The sequence below is a fragment of the Nocardioides bruguierae genome (assembly GCF_023656415.1).
Taxonomy (GTDB): Bacteria; Actinomycetota; Actinomycetes; order Propionibacteriales; family Nocardioidaceae; genus Nocardioides; species Nocardioides bruguierae.
Window position 1 is genome coordinate 26237 of the sequence record NZ_JAMOIL010000029.1, and the last position, 20601, is coordinate 46837.

21 protein-coding genes are annotated in these 20601 nt (G+C 74.9%); 15 read left to right on the top strand and 6 right to left on the bottom strand.

What is annotated here, in order from left to right:
* The first annotated feature begins 46 nt into the window (after nt 1–46).
* The 3 genes from M8330_RS17790 to M8330_RS17800 all read left to right on the top strand — a co-directional run bounded on the left by M8330_RS17790 (nt 47) and on the right by M8330_RS17800 (nt 2855).
* Nucleotides 47–961 (top strand): sulfite exporter TauE/SafE family protein, encoded by a 915-nt coding sequence (locus M8330_RS17790; protein WP_250828420.1) that lies wholly within the window; start codon nt 47–49, stop codon nt 959–961.
* A 65-nt stretch (nt 962–1026) separates the two neighbouring features.
* Nucleotides 1027–2415: an MBL fold metallo-hydrolase gene (locus tag M8330_RS17795; RefSeq protein ID WP_250828421.1), complete on the top strand. Its 1389-nt coding sequence runs from the start codon at nt 1027–1029 to the stop codon at nt 2413–2415.
* 158 nt (nt 2416–2573) lie between these two features.
* Entirely contained in the window at nt 2574–2855 is a 282-nt protein-coding gene (locus M8330_RS17800; RefSeq protein WP_250828422.1) for a hypothetical protein, read from the top strand.
* Nucleotides 2856–2874: 19 nt separating this feature from the next.
* Here the strand turns inward: M8330_RS17800 and M8330_RS17805 are convergent, their stop codons facing one another.
* On the bottom strand, nt 2875–3465 hold the full coding sequence (locus M8330_RS17805) for a GNAT family N-acetyltransferase (protein ID WP_250828423.1): 591 nt from the start codon (nt 3463–3465) through the stop codon (nt 2875–2877).
* A gap of 79 nt (nt 3466–3544) precedes the next feature.
* Here M8330_RS17805 and M8330_RS17810 point away from each other — a divergent pair, with 79 nt between their 5' ends.
* From M8330_RS17810 to M8330_RS17820, 3 genes are read left to right on the top strand one after another with little or no spacing between them, the layout of a single operon-like run.
* Complete coding sequence (locus M8330_RS17810) at nt 3545–3808, top strand: phosphoribosyl-ATP diphosphatase (RefSeq protein WP_372490260.1); 264 nt, start codon at nt 3545–3547, stop codon at nt 3806–3808.
* A gap of 29 nt (nt 3809–3837) precedes the next feature.
* Nucleotides 3838–4686 (top strand): ATP phosphoribosyltransferase, encoded by an 849-nt coding sequence (gene hisG, locus M8330_RS17815; protein ID WP_250057362.1) that lies wholly within the window; start codon nt 3838–3840, stop codon nt 4684–4686.
* The gene (locus tag M8330_RS17820) at nt 4670–5182 is read left to right on the top strand and encodes a PH domain-containing protein (protein WP_250057360.1); all 513 of its coding nucleotides are present in this window, start codon (nt 4670–4672) and stop codon (nt 5180–5182) included. The genes hisG and M8330_RS17820 overlap by 17 nt, the downstream gene beginning before the upstream one ends.
* A 59-nt stretch (nt 5183–5241) precedes the next feature.
* Here the strand turns inward: M8330_RS17820 and M8330_RS17825 are convergent, their stop codons facing one another.
* The 3 genes from M8330_RS17825 to M8330_RS17835 all read right to left on the bottom strand — a co-directional run bounded on the left by M8330_RS17825 (nt 5242) and on the right by M8330_RS17835 (nt 7323).
* Entirely contained in the window at nt 5242–6168 is a 927-nt protein-coding gene (locus tag M8330_RS17825; protein WP_250057358.1) for an aldose 1-epimerase family protein, read from the bottom strand.
* 94 nt (nt 6169–6262) lie between these two features.
* On the bottom strand, nt 6263–6820 hold the full coding sequence (locus tag M8330_RS17830) for a uridine kinase family protein (RefSeq protein WP_250828424.1): 558 nt from the start codon (nt 6818–6820) through the stop codon (nt 6263–6265).
* Nucleotides 6821–6843: 23 nt separating this feature from the next.
* Nucleotides 6844–7323, bottom strand: coding sequence for a hypothetical protein (locus M8330_RS17835; RefSeq protein ID WP_250828425.1), 480 nt, complete (start codon nt 7321–7323; stop codon nt 6844–6846).
* Between the two features lie 65 nt (nt 7324–7388).
* Here M8330_RS17835 and M8330_RS17840 point away from each other — a divergent pair, with 65 nt between their 5' ends.
* The 9 genes from M8330_RS17840 to M8330_RS17880 all read left to right on the top strand — a co-directional run bounded on the left by M8330_RS17840 (nt 7389) and on the right by M8330_RS17880 (nt 18724).
* Nucleotides 7389–7985 carry an SseB family protein gene (locus M8330_RS17840; protein ID WP_250057352.1) on the top strand — a complete coding sequence of 199 codons (597 nt, stop codon included), beginning with the start codon at nt 7389–7391 and terminating at the stop codon, nt 7983–7985.
* Between the two features lie 383 nt (nt 7986–8368).
* Entirely contained in the window at nt 8369–9034 is a 666-nt protein-coding gene (infC, locus tag M8330_RS17845; RefSeq protein WP_308196309.1) for a translation initiation factor IF-3, read from the top strand.
* A 75-nt stretch (nt 9035–9109) separates the two neighbouring features.
* The gene (locus M8330_RS17850; RefSeq protein WP_136570481.1) at nt 9110–9322 is read left to right on the top strand and encodes a large ribosomal subunit protein bL35; all 213 of its coding nucleotides are present in this window, start codon (nt 9110–9112) and stop codon (nt 9320–9322) included.
* Between the two features lie 41 nt (nt 9323–9363).
* Entirely contained in the window at nt 9364–9750 is a 387-nt protein-coding gene (gene rplT / locus M8330_RS17855) for a 50S ribosomal protein L20 (RefSeq protein WP_250057349.1), read from the top strand.
* A gap of 5 nt (nt 9751–9755) precedes the next feature.
* The gene (locus tag M8330_RS17860; RefSeq protein WP_250828426.1) at nt 9756–10562 is read left to right on the top strand and encodes a TrmH family RNA methyltransferase; all 807 of its coding nucleotides are present in this window, start codon (nt 9756–9758) and stop codon (nt 10560–10562) included.
* 27 nt (nt 10563–10589) lie between these two features.
* Nucleotides 10590–11648, top strand: a complete 1059-nt coding sequence (locus tag M8330_RS17865; protein ID WP_250828427.1) for a sensor histidine kinase — start codon at nt 10590–10592, stop codon at nt 11646–11648.
* Nucleotides 11649–11803: 155 nt separating this feature from the next.
* Nucleotides 11804–12901 (top strand): phenylalanine--tRNA ligase subunit alpha, encoded by a 1098-nt coding sequence (pheS, locus tag M8330_RS17870; protein WP_250828428.1) that lies wholly within the window; start codon nt 11804–11806, stop codon nt 12899–12901.
* A gap of 7 nt (nt 12902–12908) precedes the next feature.
* Complete coding sequence (gene pheT / locus M8330_RS17875) at nt 12909–15434, top strand: phenylalanine--tRNA ligase subunit beta (protein WP_250828429.1); 2526 nt, start codon at nt 12909–12911, stop codon at nt 15432–15434.
* Between the two features lie 131 nt (nt 15435–15565).
* Nucleotides 15566–18724 carry an ATP-binding protein gene (locus M8330_RS17880; protein ID WP_250828430.1) on the top strand — a complete coding sequence of 1053 codons (3159 nt, stop codon included), beginning with the start codon at nt 15566–15568 and terminating at the stop codon, nt 18722–18724.
* Here M8330_RS17880 and M8330_RS17885 read toward each other — a convergent pair.
* Nucleotides 18706–19542, bottom strand: a complete 837-nt coding sequence (locus tag M8330_RS17885) for an ABC transporter permease (RefSeq protein WP_250828431.1) — start codon at nt 19540–19542, stop codon at nt 18706–18708. The two genes, M8330_RS17880 and M8330_RS17885, sit on opposite strands and share 19 nt — an antisense overlap.
* Nucleotides 19542–20564: an ATP-binding cassette domain-containing protein gene (locus M8330_RS17890; RefSeq protein WP_250828432.1), complete on the bottom strand. Its 1023-nt coding sequence runs from the start codon at nt 20562–20564 to the stop codon at nt 19542–19544. Before M8330_RS17890 ends, M8330_RS17885 begins: the two co-directional genes overlap by 1 nt.
* Nucleotides 20565–20601: the final 37 nt, after the last annotated feature.

Sequence of the window (20601 nt, forward strand, 5' to 3'; positions counted from 1 at the left end):
TCGCCTGGACCCGGGCGGGCCTGCCCGCGGTCGCCGGGGCCTGACCATGGACGTCCTCGTGCTCGTCGTCCTGGGCCTGGCCATCGGCCTGGTCCTGGGCGGCCTCGGTGGCGGAGGCGGTGTGCTCACCGTCCCCGCGCTGGTCCTGGTGGTCGGGCAGTCCGCCGTCCAGGCCACCGCCAGCAGCCTCGTCGTCGTCGGCGTCGCAGCGCTGGCCGGGGCCGTCGGGCACGCCCGCGCGGGTCGGGTCCGCTGGGGCACGGCCCTGCTGCTCGGTGCGGCGGGCATCCCCACCGCCTGGCTGGGCGCCTACCTCAGCCACTCCGTGCCCGAGACGTTCCTGCTCCTCGCCTTCTCCGTCCTCATGGTCGTCGCGGCCGGCGCGATGGTCCGCGGCTGCCCCTCCTGCATCGAGATCGACCCCGAGGACGCACCCCGCCCGAGCCTGCCGCGGTTCCGCCGTGGCGCCCGCGCGACCCGGATCGCCGAGGACGTGATCGACACCCCCGTGCCGCTGCGCGTCGGCGAGGGCGCGGAGGCAGCCGAGGCCGGGCAGGTCGCCACGGTGACCCGCCCGGCCGTCGAGGCCACGCCCTCCCGTGGCCTGCTCGCCGCCCTGCTCGTCGGCCTCGGGGTCGGCCTGCTGACCGGCTTCCTCGGCGTGGGTGGCGGCTTCGTCGTCGTCCCCGCCCTGGTCATCGTCATGCGCCTGCCCATGAGCGTGGCCGTCGGCACCTCGCTCGTGGTCGTCGCCCTGAACTCCGGCACCTCGCTCCTGGCCCGCCTCGGCGGCCTGGACGTCGACTGGGGCGTCGTCGGCCCGTTCGCCGCCACCGCCGTGGTCGGCGTGCTCCTGGGCCGCCGTGTCGCCGACCGCCTCCCCGCCGCCCGGCTGCGCCACGGCTTCGCCGGACTCCTCGTCCTGGTCGCCGGCGCGACCGCCGTCTCCACCCTCGTCTGACTCATCCCCACACCACACCCGCCACCCGCCGCGCGTCGACGGGCGTCCCCGGAAGGGAACAGCACATGTACTTCGCCCAGCACTACCTCGACTGCCTCTCCCAGGCCTCCTACCTCGTCGGTGACGAGACCAGCGGCCAGGCCGTCGTCGTCGACCCGCGCCGCGACGTCTCCGAGTACGTCGAGGACGCCAAGGCCCACGGCCTCACCATCGTCGGCGTCATCAACACCCACTTCCACGCCGACTTCCTCGCCGGCCACCTCGAGATGGCCGAGGCGACGGGCGCCTGGATCGGGTACGGCGACAAGGCCGAGACCGACTACGAGATCCGCGCCTTCGCCGACGGCGAGCGCGTCGCGCTCGGCGGCCCCGACGGCGTGACGCTCCAGATCATGCACACCCCCGGCCACACGCCGGAGTCGATCAGCGTCCTGGTCTACGAGAAGGGCACGGACGCGACCCCCTACGGTGCGCTGACCGGCGACGCCCTGTTCATCGGCGACGTCGGCCGCCCCGACCTGCTCGCCTCCTTCGGCGTCACCGCCCGCGAGCTGGGCGGCATGCTCTACGACTCCGTCCAGCACAAGCTGATGGGCCTGGCCGACGAGGTCCGCGTCTTCCCCGCGCACGGTGCCGGCTCGGCCTGCGGCAAGAACCTCTCCACCGAGACGCAGTCGACCATCGGCGAGCAGCGTCGCTTCAACTACGCCTGCCAGCCCATGGACGAGCAGACCTTCGTCGACATCGTGACCGCCGGGCAGCCCTCCGCGCCGGAGTACTTCGGCTACGACGCCACGCTCAACCGCAAGAACCGGGCCACCTACGACGAGTCCGCCGTCTCCGAGCTGACCTTCGCGCAGGTCACCGAGGCGACCGCCGCGGGTGCCGTGCTGCTCGACACCCGCGAGCAGGCCGAGTTCGCCGCCGGCCACCTGCGGGGCTCCGTCTCGGTGCCCCTGGACGGTCGCTTCGCGGAGACCGCCGGCATGCTCCTCACGCCGCACGACGAGATCGTCGTCGTCGCGCCGGAGGGCCACGAGTCCGAGGCCGTCACCCGTCTGGCCCGCATCGGGTTCGACGGTGTCGTCGGCTACCTCACCGACGTCGAGGACGTCCTCACCGAGGCCGAGGACGTCTGCGTCGGCCACGCGAGCCGTCTCACGCCCGCCCAGCTGGACGAGGCGCTGGCCGACCCGGGCCGCGAGGTCGTCCTGGTCGACGTCCGCAACACCGGCGAGACCGAGGCCGGCGGCGTCGAGGGCGCGGTCAACATCCCGCTGGCCGAGCTGCGCCGCCGGGTCGACGAGGTCCCGCGCGACAAGGCCGTCGTCGTCTACTGCGCCGGCGGCTGGCGCTCCTCGGTGGCCGCCTCCTACCTGCGCAGCGAGGGTTTCGCGGACGTCTCCGACATCCTCGGCGGCTTCAACGCGATCGACACGATGGCCCAGGCCTGAGGACCCGAGCGCGCCCTGCCCCGTCCGGTGCTGTGACCACCGTGACGGGGCCGGGGCGACGACGGATGTAGGCCAGTCGTGGCACCCTGGGGAGGCGGCACCGTGCCTCGCGCCCCCGGTCCCGCCGCAACCTCCCCCCGAGCACGATGACGGAACCGATGACGCCCGAGAACCACCTGCCCGACCAGGCCCGCCGCACCGCCTCGCCGACCTTCCCGCCGGCGCACGACCGGCTGCTGCCGCACGACACCGTCGGCAGGGGAGTCCCCGACCTCGTCCCGCCCGCCTGGGAGCGTGAGCACCTCATGACGCTCGCCCGCACCGTGCCCGCCGGGCGCGTGCGTCGCTCCCGGCTCCCGCGGTTCCTGTGGGTCGTCCCGGCGCTCGCGGTGGCCGCCGCCGTGGGGCTCGTGGCCGTCTCCCTCTCCACGCAGGGCTGACCAGGGCCGGCCAGGGCCGTCAGGACACCGCCCACTCCTCGGCCAGCAGCGCGTAGGCGCAGCCGTCGACCCAGCCCCGGGTGCGGTGCAGGGAGTCCGCGCGCCCGACGCCCTCGCGGCGCATCCCGACCCGTTCCATCAGCCGCCACGAGGCGGTGTTGTCGGCGAAGCAGGACGCCGTGACCCGGCGGGCGCCGAGGTCGGCGAAGGCGACGCCCAGCGCGGCCTGGACGGCCTCGGTGGCCAGGCCCTGCCCCTGCGCGGCCGGGTCGAGCACCCAGCCGAGCTCCACCTCGCAGCCCCGCGCCTGCTGCCGCACCTCGGCCTGGCCCCACCCGTCGCGCACGGCGAGCATGAGGTCGCCCACGACGCGCTCGTCCGCGCGCCGCACCACCACCAGCACCTGCGCCAGCCGCTCGGGCCGCGCGAAGCGCTCGGCGTAGTCGCTGGCCTCGTCCGCGGCCCAGCCGATCCACTCCGTGACCTCCGGCAGGCGACGGAAGGCCCAGGTCGCGGCGGTGTCGGCGGTCGTGGCCGGGCGCAGCAGCAGCCGGTCGGTGAGCAGCGGCCACGAGCGGCACGTGCCGAGGCCGGGGGCACCTGCGGTCATGGCCGCATCCTCCCGGCGCCGTCTCGCGCCTTCAACACGATTCCGGGCCGGGGCCGGTGACGGCCTAGGCTGGGGGATCGTGAAGACGTTCGAGCAGCTCTGGGACGAGCTGACCGAGAAGGCCCAGACCCGCCCCGCGGGTTCCGGCACCGTGGCCGAGCTCGACGCCGGCGTCCACTTCATCGGCAAGAAGCTGGTGGAGGAGGCGGCGGAGTCGTGGATGGCGGCCGAGCACGAGGGCAAGGAGCGTGCCGCCGAGGAGATCAGCCAGCTGCTCTACCACGCGCAGTGCATGATGCTGGCCGCCGGCATCGACCTCGACGACGTCTACGCGCACCTCTGAGCGCGGCACCCGAGAACAGAAGGCCCGACATGTCCCTCCTCCGCGTCGCCGTCCCCAACAAGGGGGCGCTCTCCCAGGCGGCCTCCGAGATCCTCCGCGAGGGCGGCTACCGCCAGCGCGAGGACTCCAAGCAGCTGACGCTCGTGGACGCCGAGAACGGCGTCGAGTTCTTCTACCTGCGCCCCCGCGACATCGCCCTCTACGTCGGCGAGGGCACCCTGGACGTCGGCATCACCGGCCGCGACCTGCTGGCCGACTCCGGCGCCAAGACCGAGGAGGTGCGCGGCCTCGGCTTCGGAGCCAGCACCTTCCGCTTCGCCGGACCCGCGGGCCGCTACTCGGACCTCTCCGAGCTCGCCGGCCTGCGGATCGCGACCTCCTACACCGGCGTGGTGGAAGCCTTCCTCCAGCAGCGCGGCATCGAGGCCACCGTGACCCGCCTCGACGGTGCGGTCGAGACCTCGATCCAGCTGGGCGTCGCCGACGTCATCGCCGACGTCGTGGAGACCGGCTCGACGCTGCGCCGCGCCGGCCTGGAGACCTTCGGGGACGTCATCCTCGAGTCCGAGGCCGTGCTCATCACGCGCACCGGCGACGTGCCCGCCGGCTTCGCCGTCTTCGAGCGGCGCATCGAGGGCGTCCTGCGGGCCCGCAGCTACGTGATGATGGACTACGACATCCCCACCGAGAAGCTGACCGACGCCGTCCGGCTCACGCCCGGCTTCGAGTCGCCCACGGTGGCGCCGCTGCACCGCGACGGCTGGTCGGCCGTCCGCGTCATGGTCCCCCGTGACGGCTCCCAGCGCCTCATGGACGAGCTCTACGAGGTGGGCGCCCGCGGCATCCTCCTCACCGGCATCCATGCCTGCCGCCTCTGACGTCCCGGACGCCGGCAGCGCCGGCGTCCCGGGCGAGGAGCCGATCGACCACGACCGGCTCGGGCCGACGCTCCCGCACACCTGGCGGCCGCTGGGCGTGCGGATCATGGCCGTGGCGCTGAGCATCGCGTTCGGCGTCGTCTTCGTGGTCGCCTGGTTCACGCTCTCGCCCGAGGCCCAGGCGGCGTTCCACTGGCGCCACGCACTCACCCTGTTCCTGATGGCGGTGGCGGGCCTCGTCCTGCTCCACGCGCTGATCCGGTGCCGGGTGACCGCGACCCGCGAGTGCGTCGTGGTCGTCAACGGCTACCGCCGCCACGAGCTGGCCTGGGAGCAGGTCGTCAACGTCTCGATGGCCCCCGGCGCTCCGTGGGTCACCCTCGACCTCTCCGACGGCCGCACGCTGGGTGCGATGGGCATCCAGGGCGTCGACGGGGCGCGGGCCGCCCGGGCGACGCGCGACCTGCGCGCGATCGCGACCGAGCTCACCCGCTGACTGCAGGGCTGACCCAGCGCTGACCCCGGGCTGCCCGTGCGGGGAGCGGGGGAGCGCCGTCAGTCGACCGCGCGGATGCCCCAGCAGCCCGAGTGCTCGTCGCCGGCCTCGCCGGCGGGCTCCAGCACGACCAGGTCGGTGCCGGAGTTGAGGGCGTCCGGCGGCGCCGACATCGGCTCGATCGCGAGCGAGCGGCGGGCGGTGGCCGGCACGTCGTCGGCGGTGTAGAGCAGCAGGCAGGGGTACTTCGCGTCCACCCACAGGCTCACGCCGCGGCCGCTGGCCGGGTCGAGGAGCGTCGCGGTGGCCACGTCCCGCTCGTCGCGGGCCAGGTCGGTGAAGGTGTCGTTGAGGACGGTCCCCCGCAGGGGCCGGGAGACCCGGAAGTCGTACTCGGTGCCGTCCACCGGCTCCGAGCCCTCCGGCAGGAGCCGCTCGGCGTCCACCAGGTAGCGGGTGCTCCCCGGGAAGGTCAGCTCCAGGCCGTCGACCGGGCCGTCCCCGACGCACAGGTACGGGTGGGCGCCGACCGCGTAGGGCGCGCGGGCGCCGGACATGTTGGTCGCCGTCTGGGTCACGGTGAGGCCGTCGGCCGAGAGGTCGTAGACCACGTGCAGGTCCAGCGTCCACGGGTAGCCGGTCTGCGCCATCAGCCGGTACTGCAGCGAGACCGAGTGCGGCGTGTGCTCCTCCACGCTCCAGGCCACCCACCGCGCCAGGCCGTGCGAGGCGTTCGTGCGCTTCGGCTCGGTCAGCGGCAGCTGGTGGTCGCTGCCCTCGAAGGAGTAGCGGCCGTCGCGGGTGCGGTTGGGCCACGGGACGAGCTGCTGGCCGCGTCCGCCGCCGGACATCTCGTCCTCGCCGAACCCGTCGACCAGCGGGCGGCCCTGGTGCTCGAGGAGGCGCAGGGCGCCACCGGACTCGGTGATGACGGCGCGGTAGCCGCCGGCCGCGATCTCGAACTGGTCACCGCTCGGGGGAAGCATGCGGCACAGCGTAGGACCGGGCACCGGCCCGCACGGGTGGAACCCAGCCCTCGGACACGTGTCGTGCTGACCTGTCCGGTCCGGTGCCCCGGGCTCAGCGGACGACGGGGGCGGCCGACCCGGTGCCGTCCACGAGCACGTCGGCCCGCGCGGTCGTGTCCTCGGCAGCCAGGTGCGCCTCCTCCGCGGCGGCCCACGCGTCCCACCAGGGGGCGAAGGCGTCGCCGTCCCGGGCGAGGCCGCGCTCGCGGCGCACCGGTACGGGGGCCTCCAGCCAGACCAGCAGCGTGCGCAGGCCGTCGAGGAGGCGGGTCCCGCTGCCCACGCCCTCCACCACCACTAGGTCGACGGGTGGCACGACCACCTCGCCCTGCCAGGTGCCGGCGTGCCAGTCCCACCGCGGGCAGGTGCCGGTGCGCCCCTCGGCCACCGGGGCGAGCAGGCCGGCCAACCGCGGCGCGGAGCCGGGCAGCCCCTCCCAGCCCTCGTAGAGGTCGTCCATGTGCACCAGCGCCGTGCGCAGGCCCCGGTCGGTGGCCGCGGCGACCACGCGGTCGGCCAGCACGGTCTTGCCCGAGCCGGAGCGACCGTCGAGCGCGAGCACCCGCGGGGCGGGTGCCTCGAGGGGACGAGCGAGCGCCAGGTCGAGCACGAGCGCGGCTACCGCGTCCCCGCTCAGTCGATGCCCCGCTTGCGCAGCAGCGCCTCGATCTCGTCCATCTCGGCGTCACCCGAGCCGCCGGAGCCACCCGCGCTCGAGGACCCGGCGGCCCCCGCCCCCACGGCGCCCGCGGGGGCGTCCCCGCCCCGGCGCGCGGCACGACCTCGCGGCGCCGGCGTCGCGCCGGCCCGGGAGAGCTGCCGGGCCCGCAGCGCCGAGGAGGCCACCAGCAGCACCACGGCCAGCCCGGCGAGCACGATGCCCGCCCACACCGTCGGCACCAGGACGAGGGTGAGGACCCAGTCCGCGACGGCGTCGACGATCCGCGTGAACATCTTCAGCGTGCGCGTCAGGTACGCCGCCGGCACGAGCAGGGTGAGCCCGGCGAGGCGCAGGCCGGCCGCCGCCCCCCTCCGGCGGAACGCGACCCAGGTCGCGATCGCGCCCAGGACGGTGAGGGCGGTGCACAGGGCCAGCCAGGCGACGTCGTCCACCCCTCCAGCCTGCCACAGCCGCCCGGGATGTCCGCGCGCTCCGGCCCGTGCGTCACGATGGGGGAGTGTCCCGCCCGTACGAGCCCACCACCGGCCCCGACGGCAAGCGCCGCTGGTCCTTCGACGTGACCGGCGACGGCCGCTCGCTGGAGGCGCCCGCCTTCCCCGACGACGACGGCACGGCGGACGCCGGGCTGGCCGCCGCGCTCGCGGCACGCACCGCGGCCCGCGGTGACCGGGCGGCGGCGGGCCAGGCCTACCTGGCCTGCCTGGACGCCCTGACCCGGGCGCGCCTGCTCGTCCCCGTGGTCGCGGTGCTCGGCGAGGTCGGGCTCGCCGAGAACGGCCTGGCGGTGGAGAAGGACAGCGACATGGCCGCCGTCCTGCTCACGGGGGCCGACGGCCGCACGGCCCTGCTCTCGTTCTCCGCCACCGCCACGATGGCCGCGTGGGACCCGGAGGCCCGGCCCGTGGCCGTGCCGGCCCGCACCGCGGCGGAGGCGGCGATCGCGGAGGGCGCCTCGGCGCTCGTGCTCGACCTGGCCGGGCCGCACCGTCTCGTGGTCGAGGGCGACGACCTCTCCGCCCTGGCCTCGGGGTGGACGCTGGCACGGGTCGGCGAGGGGCAGGGGGCTACCGTGGGGTGGGTCCGGCCGACCTGAGGCGCCTCGATTCGCGCCCGGGGGAACATCCGCGTACATTCTCCTGTTGACCGATCAGTCCCACCTGCCCTGGAGCACCGCGAGGCGCCGAGGGGGAGCGAGGACCGATCCCACAAGCGGGGACCAAGCACGATCGTCTCCCACCCGCACCGGCCGCCACAGGTCGTCGGGTCCGGTCGCCGGAGCAGCACCCCGTCCGCAGGGCGTGGTGGGGCACCCGGCAGAGGCACTCCTCAGCACTGAGGGGGTGCGTCGTGACTGGCTTCCGCTTGCACTGCAGCGGAAGCCTTCGTCGTTTTCGGGCCCGGAGCCACCGGGCCGCGGGAACGCCGCGGACAGTCCGGCCATCCATCCCAGGAGGACACATCAGCACCGAGCTTCGAATCAACGACCGGATCCGCGTCGCGGAGGTCCGTCTCGTTGGCCCCAACGGCGAGACCGTCGGCATCGTGCCGACGGCTGACGCGCTGCGTCTGGCGCAGGAGGCCGACCTGGACCTCGTCGAGGTCGCCCCCATGGCGCGTCCGCCGGTGTGCAAGCTCATGGACTACGGGAAGTTCAAGTACGAGAACGCCCAGAAGGCCCGTGAGGCGCGTCGGAACCAGACCAACGTCATCATCAAGGAGATGAAGCTCCGGCCCAAGATCGACGCCCACGACTACGAGACCAAGAAGGGTCACGTCGTGCGCTTCCTCAAGGCCGGCGACAAGGTCAAGATCACGATCATGTTCCGTGGTCGTGAGCAGCACCGGCCCGAGCTGGGCTTCCGGCTGCTCCAGCGCCTCGCGGAGGACGTGGACGACCTGGGCTTCGTGGAGTCCTCGCCGAAGCAGGACGGCCGCAACATGGTCATGGTCCTCGGTCCGCACAAGAAGAAGGCCGAGGCCAAGGCCGAGGTCAAGGCGGCCAAGACCGCCCGCGCCGCCGAGCGTGCCGCCGACGAGGCGGAGGAGAAGGCCGAGCGCACCGCCGCGAACGCCACCCGCACGCCCAACGAGGCCAAGAAGCGCGGCCCGTCCGAGAACCTCGACCCCGACGTCGACCTCTGACAAACCCCTGACGCCCTCCCGGCGCCGTGACCACCCCCGGTCGTGACGCCGGCACGAGTGAGAAGAGAGAGCACGATGCCCAAGAACAAGACCCACTCCGGGACCAAGAAGCGGTTCAAGGTCACCGGCAGCGGCAAGGTCCGCCGCCTCCAGGCCCACCGCAAGTCGGGCGCTGCGTTCGCCTCGTCCCCGACCACCGGCAGCCGCAAGAAGCACCGCCGCAACGCCGGCGAGGTCGACGTCGACAAGGCCGACGTCAAGCGCGTCAAGAAGCTGCTCGGCATCTGAGCCTCACTGACCCCCTGACAACCAGCACCAAGGAGTAAGACATGGCACGCGTCAAGCGGGCAGTGAACGCCCAGAAGAAGCGCCGGGTCACCCTCGAGCGCGCCAGCGGCTACCGCGGGCAGCGCTCGCGCCTCTACCGGAAGGCGAAGGAGCAGGTCACCCACTCCCTCGTCTACAGCTACAACGACCGCCGCAAGAACAAGGGCAACTTCCGTCGTCTGTGGATCCAGCGCATCAACGCCGCGGCTCGCGCTGAGGGCATGACCTACAACCGGTTCATCCAGGGCCTCGGCCTGGCCGGTGTCGAGGTCGACCGCAAGATCCTCGCCGAGCTGGCCGTCAACGACCAGGCCGCCTTCAAGGCCCTCGTCGAGACCGCCAAGGCCGCCCTCCCCGAGGACGTCAACGCGCCCAAGGCCTCGGCCTGAGCGACGTGCCTCTCCCGGCACCCCTGAGCGCGGCCAACCGCCGCGTGAAGGACGCACGCAGGCTCAGCCGCCGCTCGGAGCGATCCGAGCGGCGGCTGTTCCTCGCTGACGGCCCGAAGGCCGTCGAGGGAGCCCTCCAGGTCGAGGGCTGCCTGGTCGAGGTGTTCGCGGCCCCCGAGGCCCACCTCGCCCACCCCGGCCTCCTCGCCGCCTGCGAGTCCGTCGGCGTCCCCTGGACGCCGGTCGAGCAGCGTGGGATCGAGGCCCTCTCCGACGCCGTGTCGCCCGCCGGCGTCATCGGCGTCTGCCGCCTCCTCGACGTGCCCGCGCAGGAGGTGCTGCGACCCGGTCGCGACCTCGTCGCCATCTGCGCCGACGTCCGCGACCCCGGCAACGCCGGCACCGTCGTGCGGTGCGCGGACGCCGCCGGGGTGGACGGCGTCGTGCTGGCCGGCTCGTCGGTCGACCTGCACAACCCGAAGACCGTCCGGGCCTCCGTCGGCTCCGTCTTCCACCTGCCCGTCGCCCTCGAGCCCGACCCGCTGGCCGCGGTCCGCGCCGCGCAGGCCGCCGGCCTCACGGTGCTGGCCGCCGACGGCGCCGGCGAGGTCGACCTCTTCGAGGCGGACGAGATCCTCGCCCGGCCCACCGCCTGGCTGTTCGGCAACGAGGCCTGGGGCCTGCCCGAGGAGCTGGCGGCCGCGGCAGACCACCGGGTGGCCATCCCGATCCACGGGCGCGCCGAGTCGCTCAACCTGGCCACCGCCGCGGCGCTCTGCCTCTACGCCAGCGCCCGCGCGCAGCGCACCTGAGCGCTCCGCCGCCCCTAGGGTGTCCGGATGGACGCGAGCGCGCTGGACCTCCTGCCCGACGGCGTCGTCCTGGCGGGCGGGGACGGGCGCGTGCGCGCCGTGTCCGCCGTGGCGGCGCGGCTGCTGCGCGTGGACGCGGACGACGCCGTCGGACAGCCCCTGGGCGAGGTCCTGCGGCTCATCGACCAGCGCGGCAGCGACTGGACCGCAGTCAACACGCCCTACGTCGGCCTCGGCACCCGCACCGGCGTCCCCGAGCAGTCCTGGTTGCTGCCGGACGGCGGGGAGGTGCTCGTGACCGCCGCGCTGCACCGGCCCCGTGTCGGCGCACCCGTCGAGGCCGTGGCGGTGTCGCTGCGCTCGGCGCGCGGCCGCGAGCGGCTCGACCGCGACCGCTCCGACCTGGTCGCGACCGTGGCCCACGAGCTGCGCTCCCCGCTGACGGGCGTGAAGGGCTTCGTCACCGCTCTGCTGAACCGCTGGGACAAGCTCCAGGACGAGCAGAAGAAGCTGATGCTGACCACGGTCGCCAGCGACGCGGACCGGCTCAGCCGGCTCATCGCGGAGCTCCTCGACGTCGCCCGCATCGACACCGGCCGCCTCCAGCTCTCCCCGCGGCCCACCGACGCCGCGGCCATCGCCGAGCGGGTGGTGGCGTCCGTGGCGGCGGGCACGGCGCGCCCCCTCGTCCTGGACCTCGGCGACGACGAGGGTGCCGGCCTGCCGCGGCTGCACGCCGACCCCGACAAGCTGACCCAGGTGCTGACGAACCTCGTGGAGAACGGCGTCCGGCACGGCGAGGGCGAGGTCCGCGTCCGGCTACGCGCTGACGGGACGCACGGCGACGAGGGCGCCCCCGACGGGGTGCGCTTCGAGGTCAGCGACGCCGGCGAGGGCATCGCCGCCGAGATGCGGGCCCGCGTGTTCACCAAGTTCTGGACCTCCGGCACCCGCGGCGGCTCCGGGCTGGGGCTCTACATCGTGCACGGCCTGGTGCGGGCCCACGGCGGGACGGTCACGCTCGGCACCTCGGACGCCGGCGGCGCGCTGGTCTCGCTCACCTGGCCCGCCGAGCAGCAACCCTGACCGACAGCGGGGCCGGTCGTGGGCCCGGTCGTGGGCCCGGTCGTGGGCCCGGTCGTGGGCGCCGCCGACGTCCAGCCCCGACAACCGGTTCGCCCCTGCGCGCGGGACCTTCCTAGACTGACCCCCGCTCAACCATCCCGCGTCGAAAGGCAGCCATGTCGGGCCCGAACACCGATTACGACCCCGTCGAGGTCACCCCGCTGCAGGCGGAGCAGGTCGAGGCGGCGCGTGACGCCGCCCTGGCCGCGATCGCCGCAGCCGCCGACCTCGAGGAGCTCAAGGCGGTGCGGCTCGAGCACGCGGGGGACCGCTCCCCGCTCGCGCTCGCCAACCGCGAGATCGGTGCCCTGCCCCCGCAGGCCCGCAAGGAGGCCGGCCAGCGCGTCGGCCAGGCCCGTGGTGCGGTGAACAAGGCGCTCGCCGCCCGCACCGAGGTGCTCGAGGCCGAGCACGAGGAGCGGATGCTGGTCGAGGAGACGGTCGACGTCACGCTGCCCACCGACAAGGTGCCCGCCGGCGGCCGTCACCCGCTCACCACCGGCGCCGAGCTGATCGCCGACATCTTCCTCGCCATGGGCTGGGAGATCGCCGAGGGCCCGCTCGTCGAGGCCGAGTGGCTGAACTTCGACGCGCTCAACCTGGGCCCGGACCACCCGGCCCGCACCATGCAGGACACGTTCTGGACCGAGCCCGCGGAGAACCACGTCGTCCTCCGCACCCAGACCAGCCCCGTGCAGGCGCGCACGATGCTCACCCGGAAGCCGCCGATCTACATCGCGTGCCCGGGCCGCGTGTTCCGCACCGACGAGTACGACGCCACGCACAGCCCGATGTTCCACCAGGTCGAGGGCCTCGTCGTGGACGAGGGCATCTCGATGGCACACCTCAAGGGCACGCTCGACCACTTCGCCGCGTCCATGTTCGGCGAGGGCATCGACACCCGCTTCCGCCCGTCCTACTTCCCCTTCACCGAGCCCAGCGCCGAAGTCGACCTGCGCTGCTTCGTGTGCCGCGGTGTCGAGGCCGACTCCTGCCGCACCTGCAAGGGCGAGGGCTGGATCGAGTGGGGCGGCTGCGGCGTGGTGAACCCCCGCGTCCTGACCGCCTGCGGCGTCGACCCGGAGACCTACACCGGCTTCGCGTTCGGCATGGGCATCGACCGCTCGCTGATGTTCCGCCACGGCATCACCGACCTGCGCTCCTTCTTCGAGGGCGACGTCCGCTTCACCCCTGCGTTCGGAACGGAGCTCTGAGCACCAGATGAAGGCCCCCGTCAGCTGGATCCGCGAGTACGTGGACCTGCCCGCCGAGGTCACCACCGAGGCCCTCACCGACAAGCTCACGCTGCTCGGTCTCAAGCTCGAGGCGATCGAGAGCCCCGGCGCGGCCATCACCGGCCCGCTCGTCGTCGGCCGCGTCCTCACCCAGGACAAGGAGCCGCAGAAGAACGGCAAGACGATCAACTGGTGCACCGTCGACGTCGGTGACGCCAACGGCACCGGCGAGCCCCAGGGCATCGTCTGCGGCGCGCACAACTTCGGCCCCGGCGACCTGGTCTGCGTCGTGCTCCCCGGCGGCGTGCTGCCCGGCGGCTTCGCCATCTCCGCGCGCAAGACCTACGGCCACGTCTCGGCGGGCATGATCTGCTCGGCCGCCGAGCTGGGCCTGGCCGAGGACGCCTTCGGCGGCGCCGGCGGCATCATCGTGCTGCCCGCCGACACCGAGGCCGCCCCCGGCACCGACGTCCGCCCGCTCCTCGGCCTCGACGAGGAGATCATCGAGTTCGAGGTCAACCCCGACCGCGCCTACGGGCTCTCGCTGCGCGGCATCGCCCGCGACGCCGCCCTCGGCTTCGGCGCCGTCTACCGCGACCCCTGCGACCGCCTGCTGCCGGCCGCGGACGACGCCGGCCACCCCGTCCTCGTCGAGGACGAGGCGGGCTGCCCGCTCTTCGTCGCACGCACCGTCTCGGGCTTCGACGCGAGCGCCACGACCCCGGAGTGGATGGCCTCGCGCCTCGTCGCCGCCGGCATGCGGCCGATCAGCCTGGCCGTCGACGTCACCAACTACGTGATGCTCGAGACCGGTCGCCCGATCCACGGCTACGACGCCGACAAGGTGGCCGGCGCGCTCCACGTGCGGCGCGCCGCGGCGGGGGAGAAGCTCACCACCCTGGACGGCACCGCCCGCGCCCTGTCGACCGAGGACCTCGTCATCGCCGACGACTCCGGCCCCATCGGCCTGGCCGGCGTCATGGGCGGCGAGGCCACCGAGATGTCGGGCTCCACCACCCGCGTGCTCGTCGAGTCCGCGCACTGGGAGCCGGTCTCCATGTTCCGCACCGGCAAGCGGCACAAGATCTCCTCCGAGGCAGGCAAGCGCAACGAGCGCGGTGCCGACCCGGCGTCCTGCGAGGCCGCCGCCGACCGCGTCGTCGAGCTGCTCGTCGAGCTCGGCGGGGCCACCGCCGAGCCCGGCGTCACCGTCGTGGGCACCGTGGCCACCCCGGCCACCATCACCATCGACGCCGACCTGCCCCAGCGCGTGGCCGGCCTGCCGATCGACACCGCCACGGCCGTCGCGGCGCTCGAGGGCGTCGGCTGCGCGGTGACGGTGGAGACCGAGCTCGCCACCACCGGCGCGCCCGTCAACCGGCTCTCCGTCATCCCGCCGAGGTGGCGCCCGGACGTGACCGACCCCTTCGACCTCGTCGAGGAGGTGCTGCGCGTCGTCGGCTACGACCACGTGCCCTCGGTGCTGCCGCGCGAGGCCGCCGGTCGTGGCCTGACCCGCAGCCAGAAGCTGCGCCGTCGTGCGGGTCGCACGCTGGCAGGTGCCGGGCTGGCCGAGGTCGTCTGCTTCCCGTTCGTCGGCAGCGCCTCCTTCGACAAGCTCGGGCTCGAGGCCGACGACCCGCGCCGCGAGACGGTCCGCCTCGCCAACCCCCTCTCCAGCGAGGAGCCGGAGCTCACCACGACGCTCCTGCCGAACCTGCTGACCACGGCGGCCCGCAACGTCGCCCGCGGCGCGGCCGGCGCGGCGATCTTCGAGGCCACCACCGTGGCCTTCCCGAGCACCGGTGGCCCCGCGCCCATCTACCCGACCGACACGCGGCCGACCCCCGAGCAGCTCGAGACGCTGTTCGCGGCGCTGCCGGCACAGCCGCTGCACCTGGGCGTCGTGCTGGCCGGCGAGCGCGAGCGCACGGGCTGGTGGGGCGAGGGACGCGACGCCGACTGGGCCGACGCGATCGCCGTCGCTCGTCGCCTGGCGACCGAGCTGGGCGTCGCCCTGGAGGTCGTCGCCGCCGTGCACCAGCCGTGGCACCCGGGCCGCTGCGCGTCGCTGCGCGTCGCAGGACGCACGATCGGTCACGCGGGCGAGCTGCACCCGCGGGTCGTCAAGGCCTTCGACCTGCCCGCGCGCGCCGCTGCCCTCGAGCTCGACCTCGACGCGCTGATGGCCGCCGCGCCCGAGCGCGCCGTGCCGCCGACGCTGTCGACCTACCCGGTCGCCAAGGAGGACGTCGCGCTCGTCGTCGGCGAGGACGTGCCGGCCGCGCAGGTCGAGGCCGCGCTCGTCGAGGGCGCCGGCGACCTGCTGGAGTCCGTGCGTCTCTTCGACGTCTACCGCAGCGAGCAGCTGGGTGCGGACCGGAAGTCGCTGGCGTTCGCGCTGCGGTTCCGTGCCGCCGACCGCACGCTGACCGACGAGGACGTCAAGGGCGCCCGCGACGCGGCGGTGGCCCTGGCCGGTGCGCGCACCGGCGCCGAGCAGCGAGCCTGAGCGGAGTCGCCACGAAGACCGGCCCGACCGACGGCCCGGACCCCGCCACCGCGGCGGGCTCCGGGCCGTCGCCGCGCCTGCGCCTGCTGACCGAGGCGTCCTGGGACGGGTCGGCCCTGCCCGCCGGTCGCGTGCCCGTGCTGCTGGCGGCGCTCGTGGACGCCCACCCGCACGCCGTGCCGGAGGCTGACTTGCTCGCCTCGGTGTGGCCGGGGGAGGAGCCCGGCCGACGGGCGCTCCAGGTCCTCGTCTCCCGGGCCCGGGGCACGACCAGCACCGACGCAGTGGTGCACGGCGCCGGCGGCTACCGCTGCGGCCTGCCGCCCGACCAGGTGGACGCCCTCGCGCTGGAGCGGCACCTGCGGGCGGCCGAGGCGGCCTGGGCTGCTGGGGACGCGGGCACCGCACTGGCTGCGGCACGGTCCGTCCTGACGCTCGGCGACCTCGCCGGCGACACCGAGCCCGGCCCGCTGGGAGGGCTCCGGAGCAGGGCCACCCAGCGGTGCGAGCGCGCCGCCGACGTCCTGGGGCCCGCGCTCCTGGCGCGAGGAGAGGCGGACGAGGCGCTCCCGCTGCTGCGCGCCCGGGCCGAGACCGGTGGGGCCGCCACGCCGGAGCCGGTGCTCGTCGCCTACGTGCGGGCCACCGCCCAGGTCGAGGGGACGGCGGCGGCGCTGGCGCTCGTCGAGGACCTGCGTGCCCGCCTCGCCGACGACCTCGGCACCGACCTCGGCCCGGGGCTGGCCCAGGCGCACGCCACGCTGCTGGCCGCCGACCGGCCGGTGCGGACCGGGCTGCGGCACGCGGCCACGAGCCTGGTCGGCCGCGCGGACGACCTCGCGCAGGTCCGGGCGCTCCTGGAGGCGCACCGCGTCGTGACCGTCCTCGGGCCCGGCGGGCTGGGCAAGACCCGGCTGGCCCAGGAGGTCGCCGCGGTGCACCCCGCCCCGGTGGTGCGCTTCGTGGAGCTCGTCGGCCTGCCCGCCGGCCAGGACGTGCTGCCCGCGCTGGCCGCCGAGCTCGGCGTGCGCGAGTCGGCGTGGGAGCGTCGGGTGCTCACGCCGCGGCAGCGGGCCGACGTCCGCGCCCTCCTGGCCCAGCACCTCGACGGCCCCGAGACGCTCCTGGTGCTGGACAACTGCGAGCACGTCGTCGACTCCGTGGCCGAGGTGGCCGCCCAGCTCGTCGCGCTCTGCCCGCGGCTACGGGTGCTCACCACCTCGCGCTCGCCGCTGCGCGTCGCGGCCGAGCGGGTGCACGAGCTCGGGGTCCTCTCGGGCGACGACGCGGCCGCGCTGTTCGTCGAGCGGGCGCTGGCCGTGCGTCCCGGCGCCCGGCTCGAGGCGGCGGACGTGCGGGCAGTGGTGAGCCGCCTGGACGGGCTGCCCTTGGCCATCGAGCTGGCCGCGGCCAAGGTCCGCGTCCTGGCCCTGCCGGACCTGGCCCGCCGCCTGGAGGACAGGCTCGCGACCCTGCGCGGCGACGACCGCGGCGCCCCCGACCGGCACCGCACGCTGCTAACGGTGCTCGACTGGTCCTGGGCGCTGCTGGACGAGCCCGCCCGCCGCGCCTGGCGACGGCTCGCCGTCCTGCCGGACGGCTTCGCGCTCCCGGCGGCCGAGGCGCTCGTCGGTGCCGACGCCCTGGAGCGGGTCGACGACCTGCTCGCCCAGTCGCTGCTGGTGCCCACCGAGACCACCGCCGGGCTGCGCTACCGGATGCTCGAGACGGTCCGCGAGCTCGGTCTGCTCCGCGCCCGGGAGGCCGACGACCTCGAGGACGCGCGGGAGGCCATGACCGGCTGGGCGGTGGCACTGGCGGACGAGGTGCGTCCCGGGCTGTTCGCCGCCGGCGAGCTCGACGCCGTCGACGCGCTGGCCGACGAGGAGTCGACGCTGGCCGAGGCGCTGCGCCGCAGCCTGGCCTCCGGGGCGACCGAGCGGGTGCTGCGGCTCCTCTCCGCGCTGGGCGGGTTGTGGACGGTGCGCGGGGAGCACACCCGGGTGATCGCCCTCGTCGACGACGTCGAACGGTTGGCCGCCGACTGGGGTGACCAGCTCCGGGCGGACCAGCGGAGTGCCGGCGCCGTGCACGTCACCGACGACCTCCTCGACGCCGCTCTGCTCGCGGCCACCGTGATGGTGCGCAACGGCCTGGTCGCCGCCGGCCGCGGCCTCGTGGGCTGCCAGGGGCTGCTGCACGCGGCGGCCGCGCGCGTCGAGGACGGCCCGGGACCGGTCAGGAGCTCCTGGGCGCTGGCCAACGCCCGCGTCCTGGACTCCCTCGACATCACCGACCTGCACGGCTCGCTGGACCGGGCCGCGACCCTGCTCGACCACCCGGACGCCCGCACCGCCTCGCTGGCGCTGGAGTGGTCCGGCCACGGTCGCGAGAACTACGGCGACCCCACGGGTGCCCTCGTGCTCGTGCGCCGCGCGCTCGCCCTGTGGGTCCCGGAGCACGGGCCCTGGTCACGGGCCCAGCTCCTGACCCAGCTCGTCCAGCTGCTCGCGCAGACCGGCGACACCGCCGGCGCGGCGGCCGCGGCCACCGAGGCACTGCCCGTGCTGGAACGGCTGGGCGCCGCCGACGACGTCGTCCAGCTGCGCGCGGCCGTGGCCTCGGCCGCGCTGGTGGAGGGTGACCTGGTCGGTGCCCGCCGGATCGCGGACGGGCTGGCGGCGTCGGCCGACGTGGGGATCGGCGCGCGGATGTCGGTGCGGCCGCTGCTCGCCGAGCTCGACCTGGCCGAGGGCAGGGTCGGCGAGGGGCTCGCGCGGTTCCGCGGGGCCCTGGACGACGTCCGTGCGATCTCGTTCCCCGTGGCCGGCGTCGACCCGGGGCGCGAGCCGTGGACGTTGTCGCTGCTGAGCGCGACCACGGCGGCCCACGCCCGGTTCGCGACCGACCCCGAGGACGTGCGCGCCGGGGAGCTCCTGGCGGGGGAGCTGCGGCTCGCCGTCGTCGCCGAGATCGCCGAGGCGCTGGCGACCCACGGCGCGCTCACCGCACGCACCGACATGCCCGTCCTGGCCACCTGCCTGGTCGGCCTCGCCGCCTGGGGCGCGCACCAGGGGCCCGACGAGACGCTGGGCCAGGCCGCGGTGCTCATGGGCGTGGCACGCAGCAGCGCCCACCGCCGTCCGACCCCCTCCCTGGCCTGGGAGCCCGTGGTGGCCGTGCTCGCCGCCCGCGGCGCCCCGGCCCTGGCCGACCCGCCGACCGACGCCCGCGAGCTCCTGGAGCAGGCCGGGGCGGCACTGTCCGAGCCTCAGACCTTGCGCGAGTAGGACCGCACGGCCAGCGGCGCGAACACGGCGACGACGACGGCGCAGCCCAGCAGCGCGATCCCGACCTCGCCGGTGACCTGCCCGGTGTTGAGCAGGTCGCGCACCGCGGAGATGACGTGGCTGACGGGGTTGACCTGGACGAACGCGGCCAGCCACCCCGGCAGGGTGTCGACGGGCACGAACGCGTTGGACAGGAACGTCAGCGGGAACATGATCATCATCGAGATGCCCTGCACGGCCTGCGCCGAGCGGGCCACCGTGCCGAGCCAGGTGAAGATCCACGACAGCGACCACCCGGCGACCACGACGAGCAGCCAGCCGCCGGCGATGCCGAGCACGCCGCCGCCCGGCCGGTAGCCCATGAGCACGCCGGTGAGGATCGTCAGCGTCGCGGCGATCGCGTAGCGCAGCAGGTCGGCCACCGCCGGCCCGGCCAGCGGGGCGATGCGGGCGATGGGCAGCGACCGGAACCGGTCGAAGACGCCCTTGTCCATGTCCTCGCGCAGCTGGGTGCCGGTCGCCATGCACGCCGTCAGCGCGGTCTGCCCGAGGATGCCGGGGATCAGCAGCGGCAGGTAGGAGGAGACGTCGCCGGAGATCGCGCCGCCGAAGATGTAGGCGAACATGGCGGTGAACAGCAGCGGCTGCACCACCACGTCGAACATCGTCTCGGGGTTGCGCCGCATCCGCAGCAGGGCGCGGCCGGCCAGCGACAGCGTCTGCTCCCAGGTCTCGCGCAGCGTCGGCGCGGGAGCGGTGGTGGCGGGGTCCACCCACGAGCGTGCGGGGGCCTGCGCGGGGTCGGTCAGGGTGGTCATCAGGCCACCTCCTCGGTGCTCGTGTCGGTCTCGGTGCGCATGGTCTCGGTGCGCATGGTCTCGGTGCGGGTGGTCCGGTCGCCGGTGAGCGCGAGGAAGACCTCGTCCAGCGACGGCTTGGCCAGGGCGGCCGACGCCAGGGAGAGGCCCTGGTCGCGCAGGAGCAGCAGGACGTCAGCGGCGCCGTCCGGCTCGGTCAGGGGCACCGAGAACGCGCCCGACTCGGGGCTCGCGGACGGCGCCAGACCGGCGCGCTCGCGCAGCAGCCCGACGGCCTCGCTGGTCCGGGCGGCGTCGGCCAGCCGGACCTGCAGGGTCGAGCTGCCCACCGACGACTTCAGCTGCTCCGGGGTGCCCTCGGCGACCTTGCGGCCGTGGTCGATCACGGCCACCCGGTCGGCCAGCTGGTCCGCCTCGTCCAGGTACTGCGTGGTGAGCAGGATCGTGCAGCCCTCGGCCACGAGCCCGCGGACGGTGTCCCACATCTGCCCGCGCGTGCGCGGGTCGAGGCCGGTCGTGGGCTCGTCCAGGAAGATCAGCGGTGGGTGGCTGATGAGGCTGGTGGCCAGGTCGAGGCGGCGCCGCATGCCGCCGGAGAACTGCGAGATCGGCCGGCCCGCCGCGTCGGTGAGGCCGAACTGCTCCAGCAGCTCGTCGGCGCGGGCGCGGGCCTGCGCGCGGGGGAGCCCGAGCAGCCGGCCGAAGAGGCGGAGGTTCTCGGTGGCGGTGAGGTTCTCGTCGACCGAGGCGTACTGGCCGGTGACGCCGAGCAGCCGGCGCACGCGGTGCGGGTCGCGGGCCACGTCGACGCCCAGCACCGAGGCGCGGCCGCCGTCGATCGGCAGCAGGGTGGCGAGCATGGAGAGCATGGTGGTCTTGCCGGCGCCGTTGGGACCGAGGACGCCGAGGACCTCGCCCCGGCGCACCTGCAGGTCGACCCCGAAAACGGCGCGCTGGGCCGCGAACGTCTTCACCAGGCCGCGGGCGTCCACGGCCAGGTCGGTGGGTGGTGTGGATGTCATGGCGCCAGGTTGGGCGACGCCGCTCTCACCGCGCTCT